24 protein-coding genes are annotated in these 24,516 nt (G+C 65.7%); 4 read left to right on the forward strand and 20 right to left on the reverse strand.

Going from position 1 to position 24,516, the window contains the following annotated elements; translation table 11 throughout:
• The coding region (locus L1087_RS02305; protein WP_234557473.1) for a transposase at positions 1 to 208 on the forward strand (208 nt) is incomplete at its 5' end.
• Positions 209 to 338: 130 nt separating this feature from the next.
• On the opposite strand, the gene L1087_RS02310 is transcribed toward L1087_RS02305, so the two are convergent.
• Positions 339 to 821, reverse strand: a complete 483-nt coding sequence (locus L1087_RS02310) for a hypothetical protein (protein WP_234557474.1) — start codon at positions 819 to 821, stop codon at positions 339 to 341.
• 8 nt (positions 822 to 829) lie between these two features.
• The gene (locus tag L1087_RS02315) at positions 830 to 1,393 is read right to left on the reverse strand and encodes a hypothetical protein (RefSeq protein ID WP_234557475.1); all 564 of its coding nucleotides are present in this window, start codon (positions 1,391 to 1,393) and stop codon (positions 830 to 832) included.
• Positions 1,394 to 1,542: 149 nt separating this feature from the next.
• Between L1087_RS02315 and L1087_RS02320 the strand changes: the two genes are divergently transcribed.
• Both L1087_RS02320 and L1087_RS02325 read left to right on the forward strand, forming a co-directional pair.
• A complete protein-coding gene (locus L1087_RS02320) occupies positions 1,543 to 6,021 on the forward strand; it encodes a glutamate synthase-related protein (protein ID WP_234557476.1) in 4,479 nt (1,492 codons plus the stop codon).
• A 118-nt stretch (positions 6,022 to 6,139) separates the two neighbouring features.
• Positions 6,140 to 6,697: a protoglobin domain-containing protein gene (locus L1087_RS02325; RefSeq protein ID WP_135259568.1), complete on the forward strand. Its 558-nt coding sequence runs from the start codon at positions 6,140 to 6,142 to the stop codon at positions 6,695 to 6,697.
• Here L1087_RS02325 and L1087_RS02330 read toward each other — a convergent pair.
• Positions 6,694 to 9,312 (reverse strand): replicative DNA helicase, encoded by a 2,619-nt coding sequence (locus tag L1087_RS02330; protein ID WP_234557477.1) that lies wholly within the window; start codon positions 9,310 to 9,312, stop codon positions 6,694 to 6,696. The genes L1087_RS02325 and L1087_RS02330 overlap by 4 nt on opposite strands.
• 133 nt (positions 9,313 to 9,445) lie before the next feature.
• On the opposite strand from L1087_RS02330, the gene L1087_RS02335 reads away from it, so the two are divergent.
• Complete coding sequence (locus L1087_RS02335; protein ID WP_234557478.1) at positions 9,446 to 11,059, forward strand: transglycosylase SLT domain-containing protein; 1,614 nt, start codon at positions 9,446 to 9,448, stop codon at positions 11,057 to 11,059.
• On the opposite strand, the gene L1087_RS02340 is transcribed toward L1087_RS02335, so the two are convergent.
• The 17 genes from L1087_RS02340 to L1087_RS02420 form a co-directional block, all read right to left on the reverse strand.
• Entirely contained in the window at positions 11,049 to 12,212 is a 1,164-nt protein-coding gene (locus L1087_RS02340) for a cation:proton antiporter (protein ID WP_038041515.1), read from the reverse strand. The two genes, L1087_RS02335 and L1087_RS02340, sit on opposite strands and share 11 nt — an antisense overlap.
• Positions 12,212 to 12,664: a CBS domain-containing protein gene (locus L1087_RS02345; RefSeq protein WP_038041517.1), complete on the reverse strand. Its 453-nt coding sequence runs from the start codon at positions 12,662 to 12,664 to the stop codon at positions 12,212 to 12,214. The genes L1087_RS02340 and L1087_RS02345 overlap by 1 nt, the downstream gene beginning before the upstream one ends.
• A gap of 10 nt (positions 12,665 to 12,674) precedes the next feature.
• On the reverse strand, positions 12,675 to 13,307 hold the full coding sequence (locus L1087_RS02350; RefSeq protein ID WP_234554518.1) for a rhomboid family intramembrane serine protease: 633 nt from the start codon (positions 13,305 to 13,307) through the stop codon (positions 12,675 to 12,677).
• A gap of 1 nt (position 13,308) precedes the next feature.
• Positions 13,309 to 14,142 (reverse strand): SDH family Clp fold serine proteinase, encoded by an 834-nt coding sequence (locus L1087_RS02355; protein WP_135259579.1) that lies wholly within the window; start codon positions 14,140 to 14,142, stop codon positions 13,309 to 13,311.
• Positions 14,143 to 14,317: 175 nt separating this feature from the next.
• A complete protein-coding gene (locus L1087_RS02360; protein WP_234554517.1) occupies positions 14,318 to 15,454 on the reverse strand; it encodes a cation:proton antiporter in 1,137 nt (378 codons plus the stop codon).
• Positions 15,454 to 15,927: a cation:proton antiporter regulatory subunit gene (locus L1087_RS02365; RefSeq protein WP_038041525.1), complete on the reverse strand. Its 474-nt coding sequence runs from the start codon at positions 15,925 to 15,927 to the stop codon at positions 15,454 to 15,456. The genes L1087_RS02360 and L1087_RS02365 overlap by 1 nt, the downstream gene beginning before the upstream one ends.
• 2 nt (positions 15,928 to 15,929) lie before the next feature.
• Complete coding sequence (locus L1087_RS02370; protein WP_038041527.1) at positions 15,930 to 16,343, reverse strand: phosphate-starvation-inducible PsiE family protein; 414 nt, start codon at positions 16,341 to 16,343, stop codon at positions 15,930 to 15,932.
• 1 nt (position 16,344) lies between these two features.
• Positions 16,345 to 16,791, reverse strand: coding sequence for a DUF1931 family protein (locus L1087_RS02375; RefSeq protein WP_234554515.1), 447 nt, complete (start codon positions 16,789 to 16,791; stop codon positions 16,345 to 16,347).
• A gap of 107 nt (positions 16,792 to 16,898) precedes the next feature.
• Complete coding sequence (locus tag L1087_RS02380; protein ID WP_038041530.1) at positions 16,899 to 17,312, reverse strand: Hsp20/alpha crystallin family protein; 414 nt, start codon at positions 17,310 to 17,312, stop codon at positions 16,899 to 16,901.
• A gap of 54 nt (positions 17,313 to 17,366) precedes the next feature.
• Complete coding sequence (locus tag L1087_RS02385; RefSeq protein ID WP_234554514.1) at positions 17,367 to 18,053, reverse strand: metallophosphoesterase family protein; 687 nt, start codon at positions 18,051 to 18,053, stop codon at positions 17,367 to 17,369.
• A gap of 10 nt (positions 18,054 to 18,063) precedes the next feature.
• Positions 18,064 to 18,480, reverse strand: a complete 417-nt coding sequence (locus L1087_RS02390; RefSeq protein WP_135259661.1) for an Hsp20/alpha crystallin family protein — start codon at positions 18,478 to 18,480, stop codon at positions 18,064 to 18,066.
• A gap of 13 nt (positions 18,481 to 18,493) precedes the next feature.
• On the reverse strand, positions 18,494 to 19,678 hold the full coding sequence (locus L1087_RS02395; RefSeq protein ID WP_234557479.1) for a VLRF1 family aeRF1-type release factor: 1,185 nt from the start codon (positions 19,676 to 19,678) through the stop codon (positions 18,494 to 18,496).
• The gene (locus tag L1087_RS02400; protein ID WP_038041535.1) at positions 19,675 to 20,064 is read right to left on the reverse strand and encodes a ferritin family protein; all 390 of its coding nucleotides are present in this window, start codon (positions 20,062 to 20,064) and stop codon (positions 19,675 to 19,677) included. Before L1087_RS02400 ends, L1087_RS02395 begins: the two co-directional genes overlap by 4 nt.
• Positions 20,065 to 20,076: 12 nt before the next feature.
• Positions 20,077 to 22,641 (reverse strand): ATP-dependent chaperone ClpB, encoded by a 2,565-nt coding sequence (gene clpB / locus L1087_RS02405; RefSeq protein ID WP_234557480.1) that lies wholly within the window; start codon positions 22,639 to 22,641, stop codon positions 20,077 to 20,079.
• Between the two features lie 202 nt (positions 22,642 to 22,843).
• Complete coding sequence (locus L1087_RS02410; RefSeq protein ID WP_038045448.1) at positions 22,844 to 23,080, reverse strand: chaperone modulator CbpM; 237 nt, start codon at positions 23,078 to 23,080, stop codon at positions 22,844 to 22,846.
• Positions 23,067 to 23,906 carry a DnaJ C-terminal domain-containing protein gene (locus L1087_RS02415; RefSeq protein ID WP_234557481.1) on the reverse strand — a complete coding sequence of 280 codons (840 nt, stop codon included), beginning with the start codon at positions 23,904 to 23,906 and terminating at the stop codon, positions 23,067 to 23,069. Before L1087_RS02415 ends, L1087_RS02410 begins: the two co-directional genes overlap by 14 nt.
• Positions 23,907 to 23,909: 3 nt before the next feature.
• Complete coding sequence (locus tag L1087_RS02420; RefSeq protein ID WP_135259590.1) at positions 23,910 to 24,464, reverse strand: nucleotide exchange factor GrpE; 555 nt, start codon at positions 24,462 to 24,464, stop codon at positions 23,910 to 23,912.
• Between the last annotated feature and the right edge of the window lie 52 nt (positions 24,465 to 24,516).

Below are 24,516 nucleotides of genomic sequence, written 5' to 3' on the forward strand. Positions count from 1 at the left end.
ACGGGGGTTGGAGGTGGTGTACCTGCCGCGGTACAGTCCGCGGTACAACCCGGTGGAGACGGTGTGGCGGCGGGTGAAGGGGTGGTTGTGGCTGCGGCGGGACTACGGGGGCGTGGAGGAGCGGAGGCGAGGGGTGGGGGAGGCGTTGAGGAAACTGCAGGAGCGCCTGGAGAGGGAAGTGGGGCAAAGTCTATGCATGGCTACTTAGGTGCAGGTAGAGGCGCAGGACTTCACTGGGTCTAGGCTCTCTTCGGGGGAATCCGGGCTTGCCCATGGGGAAATGCATAACTCAAGAGGGCTTGCAAGGCAAACCCAACCCAACCGGCTGAGCCCCCCCTCTAAGTTCGGACATCCCTTGCCTCCTGGGGATGAGGGGGAACAGGAAATAGCCTGTGCCACCAGACCTCCATGGCTTGGCGCAGGATCCCTTCCCATTCCTCCCGGGAAAAGCGCACAGGCCCCCTCAAGAGGACAAAAAGCCCCACCCCGTAGGCCAACGCCACCAGGGCCAGCGTCTTCTCCATCGCTTCCCACCCCTTGCTCATCACCCCAGCAAACCCCATGTGCCCCTTCAGGTCCCTGAACCCCTCCTCCATCTTCATCCTCTCCCCGTACACCCCAAGAAGCTCCTCCGGAGGTAGGTTCCCCATCACCCAAAGCGCCTCCCGCATCCCCTCCCGCCACACCCCCACCAGGTTCACCTCCACCTCCCCCCGGTACCTCACCCCCTCGTACCTCACCTCCCGCCCCCGGTCCACCCAGGGCACCAACCGCTCCCCTCTCCATTCCAACCGCGGCCTCGTCCCCAGGTTCAGCCGCACCGCATACCTCACCCCCGCCCGCTCCAGCGCTTCCAGCTACCCGGCAAAGGAGAACTCCCGGTCAAATACCCACACCGTCTCCTCCTCCACGTATTCCCGCACCGCCTCCACCACATCCTCCCAGGTCCGGTTCCTCCCTCCGGCTTCCCCTCCCAGTAGCTCCCCGCGTACACCGGCACCGCCCGGCCCTCGTAGGGTTGGGCCAACACCACCGCCCAAAAGCCCAGGGTCTTGCCGTCGGAAAGCCGGCCCACGTAGGGGGTCCGTTTCGCCTGGGGACGGGGTACCTCCGTGGGGTCCACCAGGAGGAAGGGGGTCTTGGGGTCCAGGAGGCGCAGGAGGTAGCGCTGGGGTTCCAGGAGGGGAAGGAGTCGGTCAATGGCCTTGTAGTTGGCTTCCTCCGTGGCCTCTTGGCGGTAGGCTCTGGCCCAATCGCTCTTGCGGGCAGAACCTGAGGCCAGGATGGCCCAGAGCAACCGGGCTACCTTCTCCTCGTGGCACTCCAGCCAGGCATCCAGCAGAGGGCTCACGAAGGGGCGTAGAGCCTCCGGTCCAAACGGCAAGCTCCTCATACAGCCCCATTTTGTCTGAACTCAAAGGGGGAGCTCAGGTGGGTAAAGTCCTGGCCTTGACCCTACCCCCAGGGGGGTGTATAATCCGAGGAACGACGCGCATATCTTTGCCTACACCAAACCCCCGAGCCGCAAGAAGGAGCCCCAAGATGACCTGGAAGGAAGCCTACCCGGATATCCCCCTAGGCCAGGACGCCTGTGGCATCATCGCCATGGCGGAGAAAAGCGGCAAGCCCTCCCACCGTATCGTGCGGAGGACCCTGGAAAGCCTTTACCGCATGGCCCACCGGGCGGGGGCCATCCGAGGCGAGGGAGATGGGACCGGGATCCAAACCGACATCCCCCGGGAGCTGTGGGCCCGCTTCCTGGAGGAGGCGGGGCTCGATCCGGAGCTGGCCTTTAATCCCCGCTTCTTCGTGGGGCACTTTTTCCTGCCCAAAACCGAGGCGGGGCGCCTCGAGGAGTTCCAAGAGCTCCTGAGGCGGGAGGGCCAGCCCCTTGGGGTGCGGCCCGTGCACTTCCGCCTGGGGGAGGTGGTGAGCGAGGTGCTGGGCCCGGTGGGCCGTCGCACCGAGCCCATCTTCCTCCAGGTGGCGGGGCTTAGCCCCGATGGGGATGCGCCCCTGTGGGAGCTGGGCCTGAGGCTCGAGGCCAGCTTCCCCGTCCACGTGGTTTCCCTCTCCACCTACAGCGTGGTCTATAAGGTGCGAGGGGCGGCGGAGCTTCTGAAGCGCTACTACCCCGAGCTTTCCCGCCCCGAGTTCAAAAGCGCCATCGCCCTGGGGCACAACCGCTACTCCACCAACACCCTCTCCACCTTTGAGCAGGTCCAGCCCTTTGGCCTTCTGGGCCACAACGGCGAGATCAACACCATCGAGCGCCTGAGGCGGGAGCTGGACTTCCTCGGCATCCCCCGCACCGGGGGCTCGGACTCCCAGGACCTGAACCGCATGCTGGAGGGGCTCATCTACCGCTACGGCCTTACCCTCCCCGAGGCCATGGACCTGGTCTTCCCCCCGGTGCTGGGGGAGGTGAAGGGGCTTCCGCCAGAGCTTCAGGACCTCTACCTGGCCCTGAGGCAGCGCTTTGGGCCTTTGGCCCAGGGGCCTGCCGCCATCGTGAGCCGCCACCGGGACGAGGCGGTCTTCGCCACGGACGCCATGGGCCTTAGGCCCCTTTGGCAGCTGGAAACCCCTTACGAGATCGTTTTCTCCTCCGAACGGGGGGTATTCAGCGCCGAGGAGTTCGTCACCGAACCCAAGCCCCTGGCTCCCGGGGAAAAGGTCTACCTGCGCCTCACCCCGGAAGGGCCCAAGGTCTACCCCTTTGACCGCCACCAGCGCCTGGTGCTGGAGCGGATTGCCGCCCGCACCCCGGTGGCGGGGTACCGGGTCCACCTTTCGGGGCCCATCCGCCAGGCCCCGCCTCCCGTGGCCGGGGGGAGCGAGCCCCAGGTGGAGGAGAAGCCGGCCCCGCCCCCGTTGGGCTTGGAGCGGGCCTTCGGCTGGGACCGGTGGGATGGAGCTTACCTCGAGGCCCTGGCCAAGACCGGCAACGAGCCCATCGGCTCCCTGGGCTACGACGGTCCCCTGGCCGCTTTGAACCCGGAGAAGCCCAACCTCTCCGAGTTCTTCAAGGAGACCGTGGCGGTGGTGACCAACCCCGCCATCGACCGCGAAAGGGAGATCGAACACTTCTCCACCCGCACCCTCCTGGGCCGCCGCCCCTTGCCCGACGGCCGGGGCGGGGGCAGGGTGGAGGAGCTCCTTTTGCCCATCGTCTTGGAGGAGGACCAGGGCCTGGCGGAGGCCTTCGGCACCCTGACCCTGGCCGAGGTCAAGGAGCGCTTCCAGACCCATACCCTGGTGCCCCAGTTCACCGTGGAGGAGGGCCTCCTCCTGGGGCTTAGGCGGCTGGAGGAGGAGGCGGTGCGGGCGGTGGAGGAGGGGGCCGAGGTCCTCATCCTCTCCGACCGGGAGGCCTTCCAAGGAGGGGTCTGGATCGATATCGGCCTGGCGGTGGCGGCGGTGAACCGGGCCCTCATGAAGCGGGATGCGGAAGGGGTGGCCCTGAGGCGGCGCACCTCCATCCTGGTGCACTCCGGGGGCGTGCGGAACCTGCACGACATCGCCTTCCTCCTGGGCCTGGGGGCGGAGGCGGTGGCCCCCTGGCTTCTGGAGGAGAAGGCCCGGGCCCTGGAGGGGAGGAAGGGGATGGCCAACGCCCTGGAAGCCCTGCGCAAGGGCCTGGAGAAGGTCATCTCCACCATGGGCATCCACGAGCTAAGGGGCTACGGGAAGATCTTCAGCGCCCTCGGCCTCAAGCCGGAGCTGGCCGATTACTTCGGCACCCGGAACTTCCTCGGCTCAGAAACGGGGGGCTACGGCTTCTTGGAGCTGGAGCGCACCCTCCTGGAGCGGGAGGGCTTCTTGAGGGCGGAAAAGGTCCTTCCCGCCAAGGACTTCCGCTTCAACCCCAGGATCTACAAGGCGGCCCAGGAGGTGGCCAGCGGCCAGGCCCCCTACAGCCACTTCCAGGAGAAGGTCCGCTCCCTGGAGCGGGAAAGCCCGGTGGCCGCCAGGCAGCTTTTGGAGGTGCGCTTCCCCGAAAGGAGCGAGGTTTCCCCCGAAGAGGTGGACCTTTCCGTGGGGGGCCACTCCCTGCCCTTCCTCATCAGCGCCATGAGCTTTGGCTCCCAAGGGGAGGCCTCCTTCCGCGCCTACGTGGAGGCGGCCAAGCGCCTCAACATGCTCTGCATCAACGGCGAAGGCGGGGAGATCCCCGACATGCTGGGGAAATACACCCACTGGCGCGGGCAGCAGGTGGCCAGTGGCCGCTTCGGCGTCCACGCTTACATGCTGAACTCCGCCAGCGTCATCGAGATCAAGATCGGCCAGGGGGCCAAGCCGGGGGAGGGAGGGCACCTGCCGGGCAAGAAGGTCTCCCCCAAGGTGGCTGCCGCCCGCAACGCTGTGCCTGGGGTGGACCTTATCAGCCCCTCCAACAACCACGACCTCTACTCCATCGAGGACCTGGCCCAGCTCATCGAAGAGCTGAAGACGGTGAACCCCAAGGCCCTGGTTTCCGTGAAGGTGCCCGTCATCCCCGGGATTGGCACCATCGCCGTGGGGATCGCCAAGGCGGGGGCGGACGTCATCACCCTTTCGGGGTTTGAGGGGGGGACGGGGGCGGCCAGGCTTCACGCCCTCAAGTACGCGGGGCTTCCCGTGGAGCTCGGGGTGCGGCGGGCCCACCGGGCTTTGGTGCGGGCAGGCTTGCGGGACAAGGTGGAGATTTGGGCCGACGGCGGGCTTAAGACCGCTTACGACGTGCTCCGCATGGTCCTCCTGGGCGCGGACCGGGTGGGCATGGCCACCATGGCCATGGTGGCCATCGGCTGCACCATCTGCCGGGGGTGCCAGCTGGATACCTGCCACGTGGGCATCACCACCCAGATCGAAACGGTGGAGGAGGCTTTGGCCCACGGGCTCAAGCGCTTCGTGCCCCAGGATCTGGACCGGGCGGTGGAGCACCTCACCCGCTTCTTTGAGGCCAAGGGGGAGGCCCTAAGGGAGCTGGTAGCCGCCTTGGGGGCCCGCTCGCTACGGGAGCTCAGGGGCCGGGTGGACCTTCTCTACCAGCGGGACCACCTGGAGGAGCTGGACCTTTCCTACTTCTTCCTGCCCGTGGAGGAGCCCGAGTGGCTTAAGGACACCTCGGCCCACGTCCTCCGCAAGCCCTTGAACCAGCTTACCCGCACCATCACCGAGGTGGTGATGGGGGCTTATGGGGAGGGAAGCCGCAAGCTGGTCTTCCAGGAGGGTCCGGTGAACTCCACCGACCGCGCCCTGGGGGCCCACCTGGCGGGGGAGATCGCCCGGAGGAGGCTTTACGGCAAGGGCTTCGACGCCGAGGTGGAGCTTCGCTTTGATGCGGGGAGCGTGGCCGGGAATGGCCTGGCGGCCTTTAACCTCGAGGGCATGAAGGTGGTGGTGGAAGGGGGTGCCCAGGACGGGGTGGCCAAGAGCGCTTTCGGGGGCACGGTGGCCATCCTCAAGGGCCGGAACCCCTACGGGGCCTACGTGGATGGCTCCGTGGGCAAGAGCTTCGCCTACGGGGCCATAGGGGGTCTCCTCATCGTGGAGGGGGTGGCGGATAGCCGCTTCTGCATCCGGCTTTCCGGGGCGGATGTGATCCTGGGCGGCGAACCGGAAAGGCCCCTGAGGGACGAGCTCGGCAACCTGGCGGCCCGAGCCCAGGCCAAGGGGTTTGCCTTTGAGTACATGACCCGGGGGCGGGCCTTGGTCCTGGGGGACCCTGGCCCTTGGATCTGCTCGGGCATGACCGGGGGGCGGGTCTACCTGCGCCACTGGCCGGAGATGGGCCTCACGGAGGAGGCCATGCGGCGCCGCCTGGCCAAGGGGGCCAAGGTGGCGGTGAAGCCTTTGGACCTGAGGGGGATAGAGGACGTGCGGGAGCTCCTTTCCGCCTACATCCGGGTCCTTCGGGAGGCCAAGCGGGAGGAGAAGGCGGCCCGCCTGGAGAAGCTCCTCCTGGACCCCGCTCAGCACTTCCGCATGGTGGAGCCCGTGAGCCAGCAGGTGGAGCAGGGGGTGAGCACGGAGTAAGGCTACCCCATGGCCATGGGGGACAAAGAAAGAGGGGCCTGGGAGGGGGGACCCCAGGGAACCTGATCCTGGGGTTTTGGCCTAGACACGAGGGATCAGGGAAAGGTACATTTGTCCCGTGGACTCCGGGGCCCTTCTGGACCTGCTCAAGCGCCGCACCGGTTTCACCGAAGCCCATGCGGCCATACTGCGGGACCTGGGCACCCTCATGGCGCCCTTGGCGCCCGAGGTGGCCTTGGCCTTTTACGACTACCTGGGGCGGGACGAGGAGCTTGGGGCCATCCTCCATGCGGTACCTGGCAGGGTGGAGCGGCTTTACGGCACCTTCGCCCGCTGGTACGGGGAGCTTTTTTCGGGCGTGTACGACCGTGCTTATGCAGAGGGGCGCAGGCGCATCGGGCTGGTCCATGCCAGGCTGGGCATCGGACCCAGGGCCATGATTCCCGCTATGGGGATCGTGCAGGAGCTCTCCCTCGAGCACCTGCGCACTGCCCTCCGTGGCCCGGAGGTCTACAGCGCGGTGGAGGCTTTTGAGAAGATCATCGCCATAGAGATTGCCTTTATTGAAGAAAGCTACCTCGAGGCCCTTGCCTTGGGCCTCTCCCTGGGCCACCGGGACCTGAAGGAGGCCTTGGCCCAAGGGGCGGCTGCCCTTTTGCAGGCGGGCCACACCTAGGGCTCCCGGGCCAGGTCGTTGAAGCGCACGTGGGCAGCGTGGAACTGGAGTTCCACCGTGCCTGTGGGGCCGTTGCGCTGCTTGCCCACGATGATTTCGGCGATCCCGGCCTTTTCGGAGTGGGGGTTATAGTACTCGTCCCGGTAGATGAACATCACCAAATCGGCGTCCTGCTCGATGGAATTGTGGACGATGATGTTGTTGGCAACGAAGTTGTGCAAGCCAGGGACGGTGAGGTCAAATACTTCCTCCACCCCGTCCGGTCGGATGGAGGCTACCTTGTCCCAGTAAACATCGCTGGTAGCCAGCTGGCCCAAAGCCTCCGATTTTAGGGCCTGGGCCATTCGCAAGGCCCGGTCCCGGCTTAGGTTTTGCCTAAAGAGCGCGCTGCCTGCGTAGGCCACGCTCACGGCGCGGTAGAGTTCCCGCTGGGAAAGCCCTGATGCCCCTAACACGGGCCGAATGGTAGGCAGCCAAACTTCTGCAGGGATCACATCCCGGTTAGGATTGCCGCTGCGGCTTTGAAGGTAAGCCTCCACTTCCTTTGCAACCTTAGCCTGACGGGCGCCCACAACGCCCACCTGATAAAGGAAAGCGCTTAGGTCATGGTGTCCACTAATGATGACATGGAACTGGTCGCGGCCCTTTCCCTTTTGCGAAATGCGCCGAATACGGGAGTTGATGCCTAAGCGGAGCAGAAGGGTCTGGACGTCCAAAGCCAACCGTTCGCTACTGGTGGCGTAGTAGACCCTTGGGTAAGGTTTTTCCCCCCTTGACATGTGAAAGCACCCGTCGGTGGACCAGAGGTGGCGAAGGAATCGAGCAATGGCAAAGGGAGGGTGGGTGAATACCGGTTCCGGCACCCGCTTTTCGTGAGCCCTTAGCCCCCAGATACCCAGTTCCTCCAACCACTCCGCTAGGGGATTGCGGATACCCTTCCCTAGACGCCGGTTTGCGCTCAAGTAAACCTGGAACCACCCCCGTTCAGCCTTGATCTGGGGGTTGAGTGCGTCCCCAAACACGGCTGTGGCCAGTTGAACTACTCCGTGGGCAAGGTCTGGATCTCGCGTCGTGTATTGGAGGGTGTGACGGGGTAGGGTGCAACCATCCCCGATGAGGTGCCCGAGAAGGGCGAGTTCCTCGTCCCTAAGGGTTTGTTGGGCGGCCACATCCAGCCTCCGAGGTAAGGCTACCCAATCCCCGGGCCGAAGCTCATCCAGACGCTTCCATCCCTTTGGGGTTAGGAACTTGTGGTTGGCGGTGGCACGAATCCGGCGGCCCAGTTGCGTGTTGAGAACAAAGACGGGTTTTACCCCCGTGGCAAAGGCCCGGCTTACCTTGGCTGCCTCCAGCTTCATGGTAGCTTCGTTGAGGGCCAGAACGGAAAACCCCGACCTGCCTACCAGGTCGCGAATGGGTTTCCTTGAGCCATCGGCCAGCTGGACTAGGGTGTCTGCAGCCAAGCAACCCGACTCTCGCAAGTCCGAGAGCATGGGGCGCTTGTTGGGCCTGGCCTCCACCGCCCGGGAGAGCTGGCTCAGGGCGATGACAGGGATGTGGAGCTCCCGGGCCAGGGCCTTAAGCCCGCGGGAGATGGCGGCAATCTCCTGCTGCCGGTTTTCCCCCTGCTTGCCCGCCCCGGGGCCGGACATGAGCTGGAGGTAATCGATGATGAGAAGGCCCACCTCGTACTGGCTTCTAAGCCGCCTGGCCCGGGCCCTGAGCTCCATGAGGGTGAGGTCTGGGGTGTCGTCGATGTAGATGGGGGCTTCGGAAAGCCTTCCCGCCACGTCCACCAGGCGGGAGAAGTCCCGGTCGGTGAGCTGGCCCAGGCGCACCCGGTTCATGTCGATGCGGGCTTCCGAGCACATGAGGCGCAGGGTGAGCTGGGAGGCGGGCATCTCCAAGGAGTAGATGCCCACCCCTATGCCCTCCTTCAGGGCGGCGTGCTGGGCGATGGTGAGGGCAAAGGCGGTCTTTCCCATGGCGGGGCGGGCGGCGATGATGTTTAAGGAGCCCGGGGCCAGGGTGCCGATGAGCTGGTCCAGTTCCTTGAAACCCGTGCGTACCCCGGCCACCTCCCCCTTGTTTTGGAAGAGGGATTCAATGTGCTCAAAGGTTTCGTGCACCAGCTCCCGCATGGGGCGGGCCTCGGTTTCCGTCTGGGTGAGGGCCACCTCGAGGATCTTCTTGCCCGCGGTGTCCAGGATCTCGTCCAGGCTTCCCGCCTCCTCGTAGGCCAGGCGCATGGCCTCGCCTGCAGCCTGGATGAGCTTTCTTAGGGTCCATTTCTCCGCCACGATGCGGGCGTAGTGCTCCGCATAGGCGGCGGTGGGGGTGGCCTCGGAAAGCTGGACCAGGTAGCTGACCCCTCCCAGGGTTTCCAGCTCCCCCCGGCGGGATAGCTCCTCTGCCAAGGTCACCAGGTCCACGGGCTTCCCCTGGGACCTTAGGGCCTGCATGGCGGCGTAGATCTTGCGGTGGGCCTCCGCGTAAAAGGCCTCGGGGGAGGGGAGGAGGCCTTCCAGCTCGTCCAGCACATCGGAATCCAGGAGAATGGCCCCAAGGACGCTCTGTTCCGCCTCGAGGTTGTGGGGGGGAACACGACCCTCCATAAGCCCTACTAGGCTACGCTCAGGCCTCGGGGTTTTACCAGGGGGCTTCCGTTAAGGAAAGGAATGCCTCTCCCAAGGCGGAGGGGGAGCCTGGCCTTTGGGCTTGCCATGGGGCTTTTGCTAGGGTAGGGGTGTGCGTGGGTTCCTTCTCTCCTTCCTCCTGGCCCTTACCTCCTGCCAGGCCCAGGGCCTTCCCGAGCCCTTCGCTGCCCTGGAGGGGGGAAGGGTGGAGGAGATGCGCCAGGTGGCCCTGGGCGGCGAAGGGTATGCCCGGATGCTTTCGGGCTGGCTGCTGGTGGACCGGGAGGAGGTCCCCTTGGCGGAACGGGCGGAGTACGCTTGGCGCTACGCCCTTTTCTTGGAGGAGGTGCGGGCCTTTGAACCGGGCTGGGAAGCGAAAGCCGCCTGGCGCAAGGCCGCTTTCCTCCTACAGAAAGCCCAGGACCCCCGGGCCTTTTCTGCCTGGCAGAGGCTTTTGCCCGAAGAGGAGGCGGTGGCCGCCCTCCTTTCCCTGGGGGAGGGGGAGAGGCTTTGGGAAGCCCTCTTCCGGGGGCGGGCCTACGAGGCTCTTTTGCGGGTTCTTCCCCTGGGGGTGCGTCCCGACCTCCGCGCCCAGGCGCTTTTCCGGCTAGGGCGCTATGAGGAGGCTTTGCCCTTTTACCGGGAGTGGGCCAGAGAGGACCCCAGGGGGTACCTGGGCCTGGGTTACGCCCTTTGGCGGCTTGGGCGAAGGGAGGAGGCCCTGGAGGCCTTGGCCCGCTATGACCACCCGGAAAGCCGCTACGCTCAGGGGCGGATCCTGGAGGAGATGGGAAGGCTCCTCGAGGCGGTGGCCGCCTACCGGAGGAGCACCCCAGAAGGTTTGTGGCGGGCCACGGGAGTTCTGGAGCGGCTGGGCCTCAGGAGGGAGGCCCTGGAGCTCTATTTGGACCTGGCCCGGGGCTCGAGCCGCTATGCGGATGATGCCGCCCTTCGGGCCTATTTCCTGGCGAGGGAGCTGGGGCTAGGGGAGCTTGGGGAGGAAGCCCTAAGCCTTGTGCCGGGGGGGTTAGGCCTTCTCCTGGGGAAGGAGCCCGGGCCCCCGCCCCCTGCCCCTTCCTCCTCGCCCCCGCCGGAGGCGCCCCTGGTGGAGGCCCTGGTGGCCTCCGGTAAGGAGGCTTGGGCCCGGGGCGTGGTGCGCTACGCCCTCTGGCAGCGCCCCCAAGACTGGCCTGTCCTGGTGCCCCTCCTTTACCGCCTGGGGGCCTACCGGGAGGGAATCCGCGCCGCCTGGCCCACCGCCATGGCCTACCCCCGCCCCTACCGGGCGTGGGTGGAGGGATACGCCCAAAGGGAGGGGCTGGACCCCGATCTCCTCTACGCCCTCCTCCACGTGGAAAGCCGCTTTGACCCCCTGGCGGTAAGCCCCACGGGGGCCCTGGGGCTGGCGCAGTTTTTGCGGAGCACCTGGGCCGACGTGGCCCGGATGCTGGGGGAGCCCCCCGCCGACCCCTTTGACCCCGAGGCCAGCATCCGCTACGCCGCCCGCTACCTGCGCTGGCTCCTGGAGCGCTGCTCCGCCTTCAAAGGCCTGGAGCAGCTGGCCTGTGCCCTCACCGCCTACAACGGGGGCATCGGCTACACCCTCAGGGGCATCGCCCGCGAGGGGGACCTCTACGCCTTTCTCCGCTTCCAGGAGCGGGACGAGCCCCGGGAGTACCTGGCCAAGGTGCTCGCCGCTTATGCCGCCTACCGGGCTACTCCTTAGCCTGGCGCAGGCCCTTTTCCGTCCAGGCGATAAGGGGCTTTAGGGCAAAGGGGGCGAAGAGGGTGGTGAAGACCACCATGAAGAGGACGATGGCGTACTCCTCTTCGTTCACGGCGCCTGCGGCCAGACCCAGGGCGGCCACGATCAGCCCCACCTCTCCCCGGGGAGCCATGCCCACCCCCACGGTGAGGGCCGAACGCACGCCCTGGGTGAGGGAGCCCAGGAACCCACCCAGCACCTTGCCCAGGATGGCGATGACCGTGACCACGCTTCCCGCCGCCAGGGTGGCGGGGGAGATCAGGGCAGCCAGCTCCAACCGCACCCCCACCATGGCGAAAAAGATAGGGGCTAAAAAGCCTTCGATGGCGAAGATGGGCTCCTCGAGGCGGTACTTCTCCCGCACCTCAGAGAGGAGCATGCCCCCCAAAAAGGCCCCCACGATGGGGGCCAGGCCGATGGCGGCGGCCAGGGCGGCCATGCCTACCCCCAGGGCCAGGGCGAAGCCCACCGGGCTGCCCACGGGAAGCCTTTCCAGGGGCAGGCGGGCGAAGAGGGGCGAAAGGGCCACCGCCAGGCCCACGAAGACCACGGAAAGGAGGATGAGTTGCAGGATGGCCCCGGTCTCCACCTGCCCGGTTTTAGCCACCCCGTTCACCACCGCTAGAACGATAAGACCCAGCACGTCGTCAATGACGGCTGCCCCCAGGATGACCCGGGCGTAGGGGCGGGAGAGCACCCCAAGCTCCTGCAAGACCCGCGCGGTGATCCCCACGCTGGTGGCCACCAAGGCGGTGCCCAGGAAGAGGGAGGGCAGGGTGGCGAAGCCGATCTGGAGGCCAAAGAGGTACCCCCCCACGAAGGGAAAGGCCACCCCCAAAACCGCCACCAGGAAGGCTTCCTTTCCCACGGCCAGGATGTCCTTGAGCCGGGTTTCCAGGCCCACCATGAAGAGGAGGAAGATGGCCCCAAGCTCGGCGATGAACTCCAGGATCTCCCCCTCGTGCACCCAACCCAGGAGGGCAGGGCCTACCAAGATGCCGGCCAGCACCTCGCCAATGACCACGGGCTGGTTCAGGCGCTTGAAGAGGAAGGCCATGACCTGGGCAGCCAGGATGAGGTAGAAGACCTCGAGGATGTGCCCAGCTCCATGCATCACCGCCTCCTTAGGATGAGCTTGAGGAAGTCGCTCCGGGTGAGGATGCCCACCACCCTATTGCCCTGGTCCACCACCGGCAGGTGGCGCACCTCGCTGGTGAGGAGAGTTTGCAAAGCCTTTCCCACCGGATCCTCGGGATGCAGGCGGGGGATATCCGTGCGCATCACCGCCTTTACCGGCGTTTTCTGGTAGCGCCGGTAGATATCCTCCAAAAACTCCCCATCCACCCACTCCCCAAAAAGCTGCAAGGCTTCCACGTCCGAGAAGGGGACGTTCTCCGGGTGGGGCAGGAGTTCCTCCACCTGGAGAAGCCCCAGGAGGCACCCCTCCTTGTCCACCACAGGGAGGCTGCCGTAGCGCTTTTCCAGGATGCGCCGGGCGGCTTCCTCGAGGGTGGCCTCTGGCCCGATGGTGTCGGGGTTTGGGGTCATGAGTTCGACCACCTTCATGGGCTAAAGTTTACCAGCGCCGCCACCTGGGGGCAAAGCGCCGGGCCATGAGGGCGCCGAAGAGGAACCCCCCCAGGTGGGCCCACCAGGCCACCCCGGGGAGGCCCAAGAGGCCTTGCAGGAGCTGGAGGAAGGCCCAGTAGCCCAGGTAGAACCCGGCGGGGAAGGTGACGAAGAGGGGAAAGATGAAGAAGACCACGGAGACCACATAGGCCCGGGGGAAGAGGACGTAGTAGGCCCCCAAGACCGCAGACACCGCCCCGCTGGCCCCGATCATGGGGATGGTGCTCAAGGGGCTGAAGAGGCCCTGGACTAGGGCGGCTGCCACGCCTCCAAGGAGATAGAAGAGGAAGAAGCGGCCATGGCCCATGCGGTCCTCCACGTTGTCCCCGAAGACCCAGAGGAACCACATATTGGATAGAATATGAAAAAAGCTCCCGTGGAGGAACATGCTGGTGAGGAGGCGGTAGCCCTGGCCCCAGGGGTCCTGAAAGAACAAGGCGGGGATAAAACCGTAGGCCTCGGCAGACCACTCCAGGCCCACGGAAAGTTGCCAGAGAAAGGCCAAGGCGTTAAAGAACACCAGGCCCTTGACCACGAAAGCGGGCCGGCGGGCGTGGTTGAGGTCGTAGAGGGGGAACACCCTAAGGCCTCCTGGGCTCTTGGTGGCGGTAGGGTACGGGCACGTACTGCACGCTGGGCTTGCCCCCCTGGGCCTGGGGGTAGAGGTCCATGAGCTCATAGACCTCGAGGGGCATTTCCGTGCTCACGGGAAGGCCCATCTCCCGGGCCTGGGCCACGTCGATGGGGTAGTCGTGGGTCCAGGTGCCCTGGGAGAGGAGGGTGGCCACCTCCTCGGCCTTCTCCTCGGGCATGCGCTTCATGAGGAGGCTTTTCACCGTGGCCTTCACCTGCCTGAGGGCCTTTTCCGCCACGTCCGCCAGGATCAGGGTCTGGTCGTCGATCTCCTGGATGGGTTTTTTCTCCAGCACCTTGAGGATGCTGGCCGCGGGGTACTGGCCGAGCTGGGGGTCCACCGGGCCCAAGACGGCGTTCTCGTCCATGACGATCTCGTCTGCGGCTAAGGCAATGAGGGTGCCCCCGGACATGGCGTAGTGGGGCACGAAGACCGTGACCTTGGCCGGGTGGCGCAAAAGGGCCTCGGCGATCTGCTCCGCCGCCAGGACCAGGCCCCCAGGGGTGTGGAGGATGAGGTCAATGGGCATGTTCTTGTCGGTGAGGCGGATGGCCCTTAGAACTTGCTCCGAGTCGTCGATGTTGATGAAGCGGCTGATGGGGATACCCAGGAAGCTTACGGCTTCCTGGCGGTGGATGAGGGTGATCACGCGGCTTTTGCGCTTCCTTTCCAGCTCAGCGATCTTGCGGGCCCGGGCCCCCAGGAGCATCTGTTGCTGCAAGTAGGGAGATAGGGCCGAGAGGATGAAAAAGAGCCAGAAGAGCTGGAAAAAAATCTCCATAGGTGCTCCCTCGCATTCAACATAAAGCCTCCTGGGGGAGTCTGCAAGGGCTGGTTTTCTGGGCATAAGCGCCCTGTTGTGGTTTGGGCCACAACAAGAACTCCCGAAGGGCCACGGGAAAGCCGCTTCCTCGTGGGCCGATGGAGCAATCTCTGCCTACGGGCCCTTCGGGGGGTTAGGGGGCCTTGGCCTGGGCAGGCTTTGCCCTTTGACCCTTAGGGTAGAGCCAGCGCCCGATGTCCGGGGCAAAGCGGATGAGGAGCGCCCCTAAGGGAATGGAAACCAGCACCAAGAGTACTGCCACCTGGGCCACCAGAGGATAGCCTTGGGCCTGGGCTAAAGCCCCCAGAACCAGGTTGAACTCCCCCCTGGGGACCAGGTAGAGGGCGCTGTAAAGCCCACGCTTGCGGGAGAGGCCTGCCCGGGTGCCCCCCAGGTGGTTAAGGGGGAGCTTGACCAGGAGGCCCAGCAGGGCCAGGACCACCACGGCTGGGGTAAGGCCCTGGAAGAGGTCCCGGGCCCCTGCGCCCACCACCAGGAAGAAGAGGGCCACCCCCAGGTCCCTCACCGGGCCGAAGAGGCGCTCCAAGCGTTCCCTTAACCCCAAGGCGGCGGCGAGGGTCCCTGCCAAAAAAGCCCCCAGCCCCACCGAAGCCCCCGCCGCCTGGAAGAGGAGGGCGGTCCCCGTGGTGAAGGCCGCTCCTAGGAGGAGGACCAGTTCGTCGGAAAGGCTTTCCATGAAGCGCACCAGTCCTGGTCCCAGGAGGCGGGCCGAGGCCAAGTAAGCGGTGGCCAGGAAGAGGCTCAGGAGGAAACCGCTGAGGCCCTGACCCCCCAGGAGGGCCAGGAGGACCAGCACCACCAGGTCCTCGAGGACCGATACTCCCAGGACCACCTCGCTTTCCGGGTTGGCCGCCCGCCGCAGGTCGATGATCAGCTTGACGATCACCGCACTGGAGCTCACGTAGATGACGCCCGCCAAAAGGGCCGCCCCCCGCCAGTCCAGCCCGGCCATGAGCCCCAGGAAAAAGCCCACGGGTAGTGCTAGGCCATCGTAAAAACCAGCCCTCACCGCCTTGCCCGAGAGGCTTCTTAAGCGATCAGGGCCGAACTCCAGCCCCACGGAGAAGAGGAGGAGGAGAAGGCCCAGGGAGGGAAGGGGCTCGAGGTCCTCCACAGGCAAGGCCCCGCCCACCCAGAGGCCCGTAAGAAGGTAGATGGGCAAGGGAGGGAAGCCAAAGCGGTGAACCAGGGCCGCCCCCAGGGCCAGGAGCCCTGCGGTCAGGGCAAAGGCCTCCACGGAAGGGTGCATCAGAGGCTCCTCTTTAAGGCTTCCACTGCCTCCCGGGTGCCGGCCACCACCAGGGTGTCCCCCACTTCCAGGACCGTTTCCGGATCGGGGTTGGGGATCAAGGGTGCCCCCGGGCGGTCCACCGCCAGAAGGTGGGCCCCTTGGGGCAAGGGAAGCTCCCCCACCCTCCGACCCGCCAGCTGGGAGCCTGGGAGAACGCGGATCCACTCGATGACCTTCTGCCCCAGCTTGCTCTGGGTGTCCCCCACCGCTTCCGGGTGGAAGAGAACTCCTGCCAGGATGGCCCCCAGCTCCCGGGCCTCCTCGTCGGTGAGGTCCAGGGCGGCGCTGGGCTCTTCGTCCTCCCCGGCCTCAAAGTATTGGAGTTCCCGCTTGCCGGAGCTGTGGACCACGATCACGATGCGGTCCCCGCTGCCTACGGTGACGGTGTACTTGCGCCCTACCCCGGGCAGGACCACTTCCTCCACCTTCATGGCTACCTCCTCGGCGAGAACTGTACGGCCAGGGTGCGCCCGGCCACCAGGGCCAGGATGCCCAGGGTCCAGAAGAAGAGGTCCAGCCCAGAGAGCTTTTCGGCGAAAAGGAGGAGAAGAAGTTCCCGCAGGGCCAGGGCCACCCCGATCTCCAGGAGGACCTCGAGGCGCACCCTTTCCAGCTCGAAGTACTCTACGAAGACCCGCACCAGCTCCAACACGATGACCAAACTGAGGACGTTGGTGACCAGCTCCTTCAGGCCCAGGCGCACCGTGGGTTCCGTAAGGGTGAGACCCAGCTCCATGAAGGTGCGCCCCACCCCCACAAAAAGCCCGATGAGGAGGGCCACCACCACCAGGTTGAAGACCAGGCGGGTGGCCCTTCGGTAAAGGGAGAGCAGAAAATCCTGGCTCATGCTAGAGCAGGAGGTTGAAAACCCGCTCGGCCCGCTCGTGGTGCTCGGTCTGGGGGTTTTTGAGCTTGGGATCCAGCTCCTTGAGTACCCGGGCGTAAGCCACCACCAGGGCCCCGGCCACCTCGGGAAGCAGGTTACGCACGTCCTCGGAGATCTCCAGGTCTAGGGGGGGTAAAGCGGCTAAGGCGTCCAGCACGGGTGTGAGCTCCAGGGTGGTGTCCATGGTCCGGAACTCCTTGAGGGTTTCCTGGAGCCCCTTGGTGAGGGGAAGGTCGGGCTCAAGGATGATGTCCCGGCCGTTGTACTTGGCGTGGCGCTCGGCCACCACTAGAAGGTCGTAGACCTTGTTCCTCAGAAAGTCGGAAAGGCGTTTGAGGTCGTTCTTGTCCACGTCCAGTCCCGCCGCTAGGCGGAAGAGCTTTTCAAACTCGGCTGCTTTCATCAACATACCTGCTCACCTCCTGACTTCAGGATAGGAGTTGATAATGATAGTGTCAAGATACCTGATAAAGAAACCACCAACCCAAGGCGCAGAGCCAAGGGTTGGTGGATCTCTTAGCCTTCTTGCACGGGGATCCTCACCGGAGGCTCAGGGGGGCGCTTCTCCCGGGGGATTCTCACCTCCAGCACGCCCTTGTGGAGCTTGGCCTCGAGGCCTTCCTTCTTGGCGTCCTTGGGGAGGAGATAAGCGCGGTAGATCCTGCCGTAGACGATTTCTGAGAGGTGCTTGGTGCGCTTTTCCTCCCGCTTTTCTCCCTCCACCACCAGCTGGTCCCCTTCCAGGCGCACCTCCAGGTTCTCGGGGCCCAAGCCCGGCACCTCCACCCGGAGGAGGTAGTGGTCCTCGTGCTCCTGCAACTCGGAAAGGGGCTCCAGGAGCTCCCCCGTCTCCTTAAAGGCCTTTTCCAAAGCTTCCTCAAAGGCCTTGCGCACCCGGTTCCGGCCGAAGGGCCAAAGCTTCTCCAACATCTTGACCTCCTTTTAGGAGCATAGGGCCCCGCCCTCAGGCGGGGCCCCCGGGGCCTAGCGCACGTTTCCGGTTTCCAGCTTCCTCGCCCGCAGGTCCAGGAGGCTGTACTCACCCTCGGAGAGGTCGCCCGGCACCACCACCCAGCTTGCCCCCAGCATCTCGTGCTTCTGCCCCTTACCGGCGGTGATCACCACGAGGGGGTTGTGGGTCTTGACCAGGTGGGCCACCTCATGGGACCCCCCTTCCCCAAGGCCCTTGTGGTAGGGATTGGTGTAGAAGAGGAAGATCTTGGGGTAGTCCTTCAGGTCCCAAAGGGCCTTCAGGTGGTATTCCGCCACCCAGGCGGGGTAGCGCAGGGCTTCGTGTTCCTCGGGCTCGCCGTCATCGGTGATCTCCCCGCCTACTCCGGCCACCAGGTAGGGTCCCTTCCAGAAGGTGAAGGTCTCGTGGACGTTGCGCATCTCGGGCCGCACCAGCTCGATGTTGGCAGCCTCCCGGAGGTATTCCCAGATGGGGGCGTCCTGGGGCCCGGGGATGTAGGCGGTGGGGAGATGAGCCTCGGAAAGGATGCGGAAGAAGGCGGCGTAGTCGCGGCTTTTCGCCGTCTTGGGCATGAGGTTGCCCACCAGGGCGAGGGCGTCTGCCCCAGTGTCCGGGGCCAGCTTCACCAGCTTCTCCAGGGCCTCGAGGTCGCCCATGGGGTTGGAAGTGGCCAGGATGTACCGCGTGGTCCGCCGCATACCTCACCTCCTATTCCACCTGCACCTGGATCCTCTTGGGCTTGCTTTCCTCGGCCTTGGGCACGAGGAGGTGCAAGACCCCGTGGCGGAAGCGGGCCTGCACCCGGGAGAGGTCAAAGGTGCTGGGCACGTTGAAGTTCCGGGCGAAGGTACCGTAGGGGCCTTCCAGGCGGTGGTAGGTCACGTTCTCCCGCTTCTCGAAGGGCCGCTCCGCCTTCACGGAAAGCACGCCTTCCTCGGCCACCACCTCCACCTTCTCGGGGTCCACCCCAGGGAGGTAGACCAGCACGTGCAGGCCTGCCTCGTCCTCCAGCACGTCCACCGGCGGGGCGTACACCCTGGGCCCCTGCTGGGGGGTGGCGCCGAAGGCCCTTGCCAAACGCTCCTGCAACTCCTCCAGCTCCCTGAAAGGATCAAACCGCACCATCTTCCTCACCTCCTCACCACCTCAGGAGCGCGGCCATGCCCCCGCGCTCCAGAAGCTCCTTCTCCGCTTCTCCCCGCACGAACTCCAGCTTGGCGGCGTAGCCCGCCGCCAGTTCGGGCAGGATCAGGGCCAGGGGCTTGGCCTCGGGGTTCTGGCAGTAGGCCAAGGCCCTGGCCTCTTCGGGGAAGAACACGCCATCGCAAGCGTACACGGCCTGGTCCAGGTGCCAGGGAAGCACCCAGAGCTCCACCCGGCCCTCCTGAACCCTTTCCAAGACCTCCGGGCCAAAGACCGCCTTGGGATAGGCCTCTTCAAGCTTCTTCAGGAGTTCTACCTCTCCCCGGCGCTCCGCTTCCTCCAAAACGGGCTCCAGCCGCTTGAGCACCTCGCCCGGCGTGGCCCCAGGGTGGGGCAAGGAGGGCAGGAGGGCGACCACCCTTTCCTTCAGGCGCTTGGGCAGGTAACCCAGGAAGAGCTTGGTGTGCTCCTCCGGACCCATGAGCACCAGGCGGGTGAACCCTTTTTCCTGGACCATCTTTTCCAGCTCGTGGCTCAGGGTCTTGTAAAAGCGCTCCTCCCAGGCGGCCAGGCGCTTGGCGAAGAGGTCCTGGCCGGCTCCGCCCCGGGAGATGCCCCCCAGGTGGAAGCGCCGCCCGGGGGCGTCCAGGGAGAGCCTGCGCCAGGCTTCCGTGTCCAGGGCCAAGAAGGCGTCGCCCACCTCCGCCACCTCGCCCAAGAAGATCTCGAAGACCCGCCAGCGCTCCTGGTCCAAGTAGACCACGCCGTAGCGCTCGTACTCGTCCAGGGCATAGAGAAGGGGCAGGAGGAAGGGTTCGCCGTAGTGAGCCAGGGCGCCGTCCGTGAGGAGGCGATGCTCTTCCTCTCCCAGGAAGGTGGTTTTGAGGCTGGAGACCAAGGGGAGCTCCACCTGGAGGAGCAGGGTTTCAAAGAGCTTTTCTCCCACGAAGAACACGGCGGTCTTGGCCTCGAGGACCTGGTTCTTCAATACCTCCAGGACCCTTTCCTGGAGTTCTTTGGGCACCCCCAGGGCCTTCATGGCGTCCTTGGCCCTTAGGGCGTAGGCCCGGTTGCTGTTTTCCGGCTTGGCGGGGTTGATGTCCAAGTAGAGGGAGAGGATCGGCCCTTCCTTGAGGGCCAGGCTTTCCTTGATACGCCGAACGTCTTCCTTCCCGATCATAGACCACCTCCCAAAAGGGCCACCACCTTGCGCACGGCCTCTTGGTTGAGGCTCTCCTCCTGGCCCAACCGGGTGAAGAGGGCCTCCAGTTCCGGGTCGGGGAAGGTGCTTTCCAGGTAGTAGGCCCGGTCAAAGCCCTCCTCGGAGAGAAGGCGGAGCATGGCCTCCCATCCGGCTTCCTCCACCCTAGGGGTGGGTGGAATGGGAACCTTCCGGCGGTGGAGAGCCTCCGCCAGGGCCTCGGCGTGGGCCCGCTCCCGCTTGGCCACCTCCAGGAGAAGGGCCTTCAGGTGGGGATAGGGCACCCCCTCCGCGGCCCTCTCCGCCCGAAGGGCGTCCAAAAGTTCGTCCTGGTAGGCCTTCTTGAGCACCTCCACCACGTCCATGGGGCCTCCTTTCTAAGCCTCCACGCGCTCGGCGGTGCGGAAGGTGAGGCCCGTGGGACCTGCGTCCACCACCACCTTGTCGCCTTCCTTCACCTCTCCGGCCAGGATCTTCTTGGCCAGGGGGGTTTCCAGCTCCCGCCCGATCACCCGCTTGAGGGGCCGGGCGCCGAAGACGGGGTCGAAGCCCCTTTCGGCCAGGAAGTCCTTGGCCCCTTCGGTGAGCTCCAGGGTGATGCGCTTCTCCGCCAGGCGAGCCCGGAGACCCTGGAGCTGGATCTCCACGATCTCGCGGATCTGCTCCTTGGTGAGGGGCCGGAAGACCACGATCTCGTCCAGGCGGTTCAGGAACTCGGGGCGGAAGTGCCTTTGCAAGACGGCGAAGACCTCCTCCCGGATGCGCTCGTAGGGCCAGCCCTTTTGGATGCCCTCGAGGATCAAGGGACTACCCAGGTTGGAGGTGAGGATGATGACGGTGTTGCGGAAGTCCACGGTGCGCCCGTGGGAGTCGGTGAGGCGGCCATCGTCCAGGATTTGCAGGAGGATGTTGAAGACGTCGGGGTGGGCTTTCTCGATCTCGTCAAAGAGGATGACGGTGTAGGGCCGCCGCCGAACCGCTTCGGTGAGTTGCCCCCCCTCCTCGTAGCCCACGTAGCCGGGCGGGGCCCCGATGAGGCGGGAAACGGCGTGCTTTTCCATGTACTCCGTCATGTCGATGCGCACCATGGCCTCCTCGGTGTCGAAGAGGGTGGCGGCCAGGGTCTTGGCCAGCTCGGTCTTGCCCACCCCCGTGGGGCCCAGGAAGAGGAAGCTCCCGATGGGGCGGTTCGGGTCCTTGAGGCCCGCCCGGGCCCGCCTTATGGCGTCGGCCACGGCGCGGATGGCCTCTTCCTGGCCCACCACCCGCTTGTGGAGCTCGTCCTCCAGGCGCAAAAGCTTCTCCCTTTCTCCTTCCAGGAGTTTGGCCACGGGGATCCCCGTCCAGCGGGAGACCACCTCGGCGATGTCCTCCTCCGTCACCTCCAGGCGCACGAAGCGGGCGTTTTTAAGTTGCTCGGAAAGGGCTTCCACCTCGGCCTCGAGGCGGGGAAGCTCCCCGTAGCGGAGCTCGGCGGCCCGGTTCAGGTCGTACTGGCGCTCGGCCAGCTCGATCTGCCGCCGTACCTCGTCCAGTCGTTGCTGGGCCTCGCGGAGCCGCTTCAGGACCTCCCGCTCCGCCTCCCACTCCCTTTTGAGCTTTTCGATCTCCTGGGTGAGGGTGGCGATCTCCCCTTCGATGGCCTTCAGGCGCTCCAGGGAGTCGGGGTCCTTCTCCTTCTTGAGGGCCTCACGCTCAATCTCCAGCTGGAGCTTCTTGCGCTCCAGGGTATCGATGGCCTCCGGGGCGCTTTCCAGGGCCATGCGCAGGCGGGCCGCCGCCTCATCGATGAGGTCGATGGCCTTGTCGGGGAGGCGCCTTTCCGTGATGTAGCGGTGGGAGAGGACCGCCGCCGCCACCAGGGCCGGGTCGGAGATGCGCACCCCGTGGTGCACCTCGTACTTCTCCTTGATGCCCCGCAGGATGGAGATGGTCTCCTCCACGCTGGGCTCGTCCACGTAGACAGGCTGGAAGCGCCTTTCCAAGGCGGGGTCCTTCTCGATCTCCCGGTACTCGTCCAGGGTGGTGGCCCCGATGAGCCTGAGCTCCCCCCGGGCCAGGGCGGGCTTCAGCATGTTGCCCGCATCCACCGCGCCTTCGGCTTTACCTGCCCCCACCACGGTGTGGAGCTCGTCGATGAAGAGGATGATCTCCCCTTGGCTTTGCACCACCTCCTGGATCACCGCCTTCAGGCGCTCCTCAAACTCGCCCCGGTACTTGGCTCCGGCCAGCAGGGAGCCCATCTGCAAGGAGATGATGCGCTTGCCCTTGAGGCCTTCCGGCACATCCCCCTTGACGATGCGTTGGGCCAACCCCTCCACGATGGCGGTCTTACCCACCCCCGGCTCGCCGATGAGCACGGGGTTGTTCTTGGTGCGGCGGAGGAGGATCTGAATGGTGCGCCTGATCTCCTCGTCGCGGCCGATGACCGGGTCCAGCTTGCCCTCGGCGGCGAGCCGGGTCAGGTCGATGCCGTACTGCTCCAGGGCGTTGTAGGTGCTTTCCGCGTGTTCCGTCTGCACGGTCTTACCTCCTCTGAGTTCTTGCAGGGCCTTCTTCAAGGCTTCCAGCCCTGGGAGGCCGGGGGTGGCCTCCGCCAAGGCCAGGACCAGGGTGTCCAGGGCCACGAAGCGGTCCTTAAGCTCCTCCATGAGGGCCTCGGCCCGGCCAAAAACCCCGGAGAGCCGGGGGGTCAGGTACTGCCCGCCCTCCGCCCCCTCCACCCGGGGCAGGCGGGCAAGCTCCTTCTCTTGGCTCTCCTTCAAGGCCTTGGGGTCTACCCCGGCTTTTTCCAAAAGCCTCCAGGCCAGGCCGGAGGGATCCCGCAGGAGCACCGCCCAAAGGTGGGGCAGGTCGATGGCTTGGTGCCGCATCTGCCGGGCCAGGACCTGCGCCTGGGCCAGGGTCTCGCGGGCGGCTTGCGTCCAGCGTTCCAGGTTCATACCCCTTTGCCTCCTACTAGCTCGATCATATCACTTGATAAAGCCAATGTCAAGCAATCTATAAGCATAAAGCGGAACACCCTGTGTTGCGGAGAGGTTCGCCCAACGGAGAGATGCCAGCGCGTTCTGCCCTGATTATAGGGGAAAGGGGGGCGAGGGATGTCCCGATTCCTGAACCGCCTCGAGGAGAAACGCCAGGGCTTTAGCGGCGTTCCAGGATTTCCACCACCAAGGCTGCCCCCACCAGGTTGGCCCCCAGGTCGCGGCGGATGCGCTCCGCCTTGAGCATGCGGAAAAGGTCCTCTTCCCGGAAGTACCAAGCATCCCCCACTTCCAAGGGCTCCACAAAGCCGATCTCCACGTAGGCCCGCACCGCGCCCAAGGAGAGGCCGTAGGCCGCCAGGGTCTCGAGGGAGAGCCACTCGCTACGCGCGAGCATGGTGCACCTCCGCTAGCTTCCGCCAAAGGGCTTCCTCCTCCGGGGAGAGATGCTCGGGGATGACGATGCGCACCTCCAGGTAGAGGTCGCCCCGGCCATGGGGCCCGGGGAAGCCCTTGCCCTTGAGCCTAAGCTTCCTTCCCGCCTGGGTCTTAGGGGGGATGGTGACCTCCACCGGGCCTTCCAGGGTGGGGGCCCGCACCTTGCCCCCCACCACGGCGATGGGTGCAGGCACGTCCAAGGTGGCGTAGAGATCCTGGCCCTCGAGGCGGAAAACGGGGTGAGGGAGAAGCCGCACGGTGAGGAGAAGGTCCCCCGGCGGCTCCCCAGGGCCCCCCATGCCGGGAAGGCGCAGGACGCTTCCCTCCTGGACCCCGGGGGGGATCTTCACGGAAACGCGCCTGCCCCCTACGTCCAGCACCTTTTCCCCGCCCCAGAAGGCCTCCTCCAGGGTCAGGGCCAGCTCGGCCCGGAGGTCGCGGCCTTTCCGGGGACGGGCCCTGCGGCCCATGCCCCCGAAGAGCCCCCCGCCGAAGAGCTCCTGGAAGAAGTCGGAGAAGTCCTCTACGTCAAACCCCGAGAAGTCGTACCCCCCGGGGGGTGGGGGCGGGGGTGGGGTGGCGGTGCCGTAGGTGTCGTAGACCTTGCGCTTTTCCGGGTCGGAGAGGACGGCGTAGGCCTCGTTGATCTCCTTGAACCGCTCCTCCGCCTCAGGGCTTTTGTTGACGTCGGGGTGGTACTGGCGTGCCAGGCGCTTGTAGGCCCGCTTGATCTCCTCCTGCGTGGCGTTTCTCGGTACCCCTAGGATGGCGTAGTAGTCCTTCATGGCCTACTCCACGCCCTCTTCTTCAGGGCTTTTCTCCTCACCCACCGCCACCCGGGCCGGGCGCACCAAGGCCTCCCCCAGGCGGAAGCCCCGCTGGAAGACCCGGGCCACCTTGCCGGGCTCCCCGGGGAGGAGGCCGATGGCCTCGTGGTAGCGGGGGTCAAAGGCCTCCCCTTCCCCGGGCACCTCCTCGATCCCAAGCCCTGCTAGGATGCGGAAGAAGCCTTCCCGCACCGCCTTAACCCCCTTGAGGATGCTCTCCGGATTGGCCTCGGCGAACTCCAAGGCCCGCTCCAGGTCGTCCAGAACGGGGAGGAGCGCCCTGACTGCCCTGAGGATCCCTTCCCGTTCCCTTAGCCTAAGTTCCTCCTCCATGCGCTTGCGGTAGTTGTCAAAGTCGGCCAGGAGGCGCACGTACCGGTCCTTCAGGGCTCGGAGCTCCTCCTCCACGGCCAGGAGGCGTTGTTCCAGGGCTATGGCCTCCTCGCCCACCGCCTTGAGGTCTTGCTCCACCTGGGCGGCCTGTTCCTGTTGGGTTTCCTCACGCTCCTTCTCCATGCTTCCTCCAAGAGGGGGTAAGGGAAAGCCCCTGCCCCAGCAGGGGCCAGGG

The sequence above is a fragment of the Thermus tengchongensis genome, assembly GCF_021462405.1.
Lineage (GTDB): Bacteria > Deinococcota > Deinococci > Deinococcales > Thermaceae > Thermus > Thermus tengchongensis.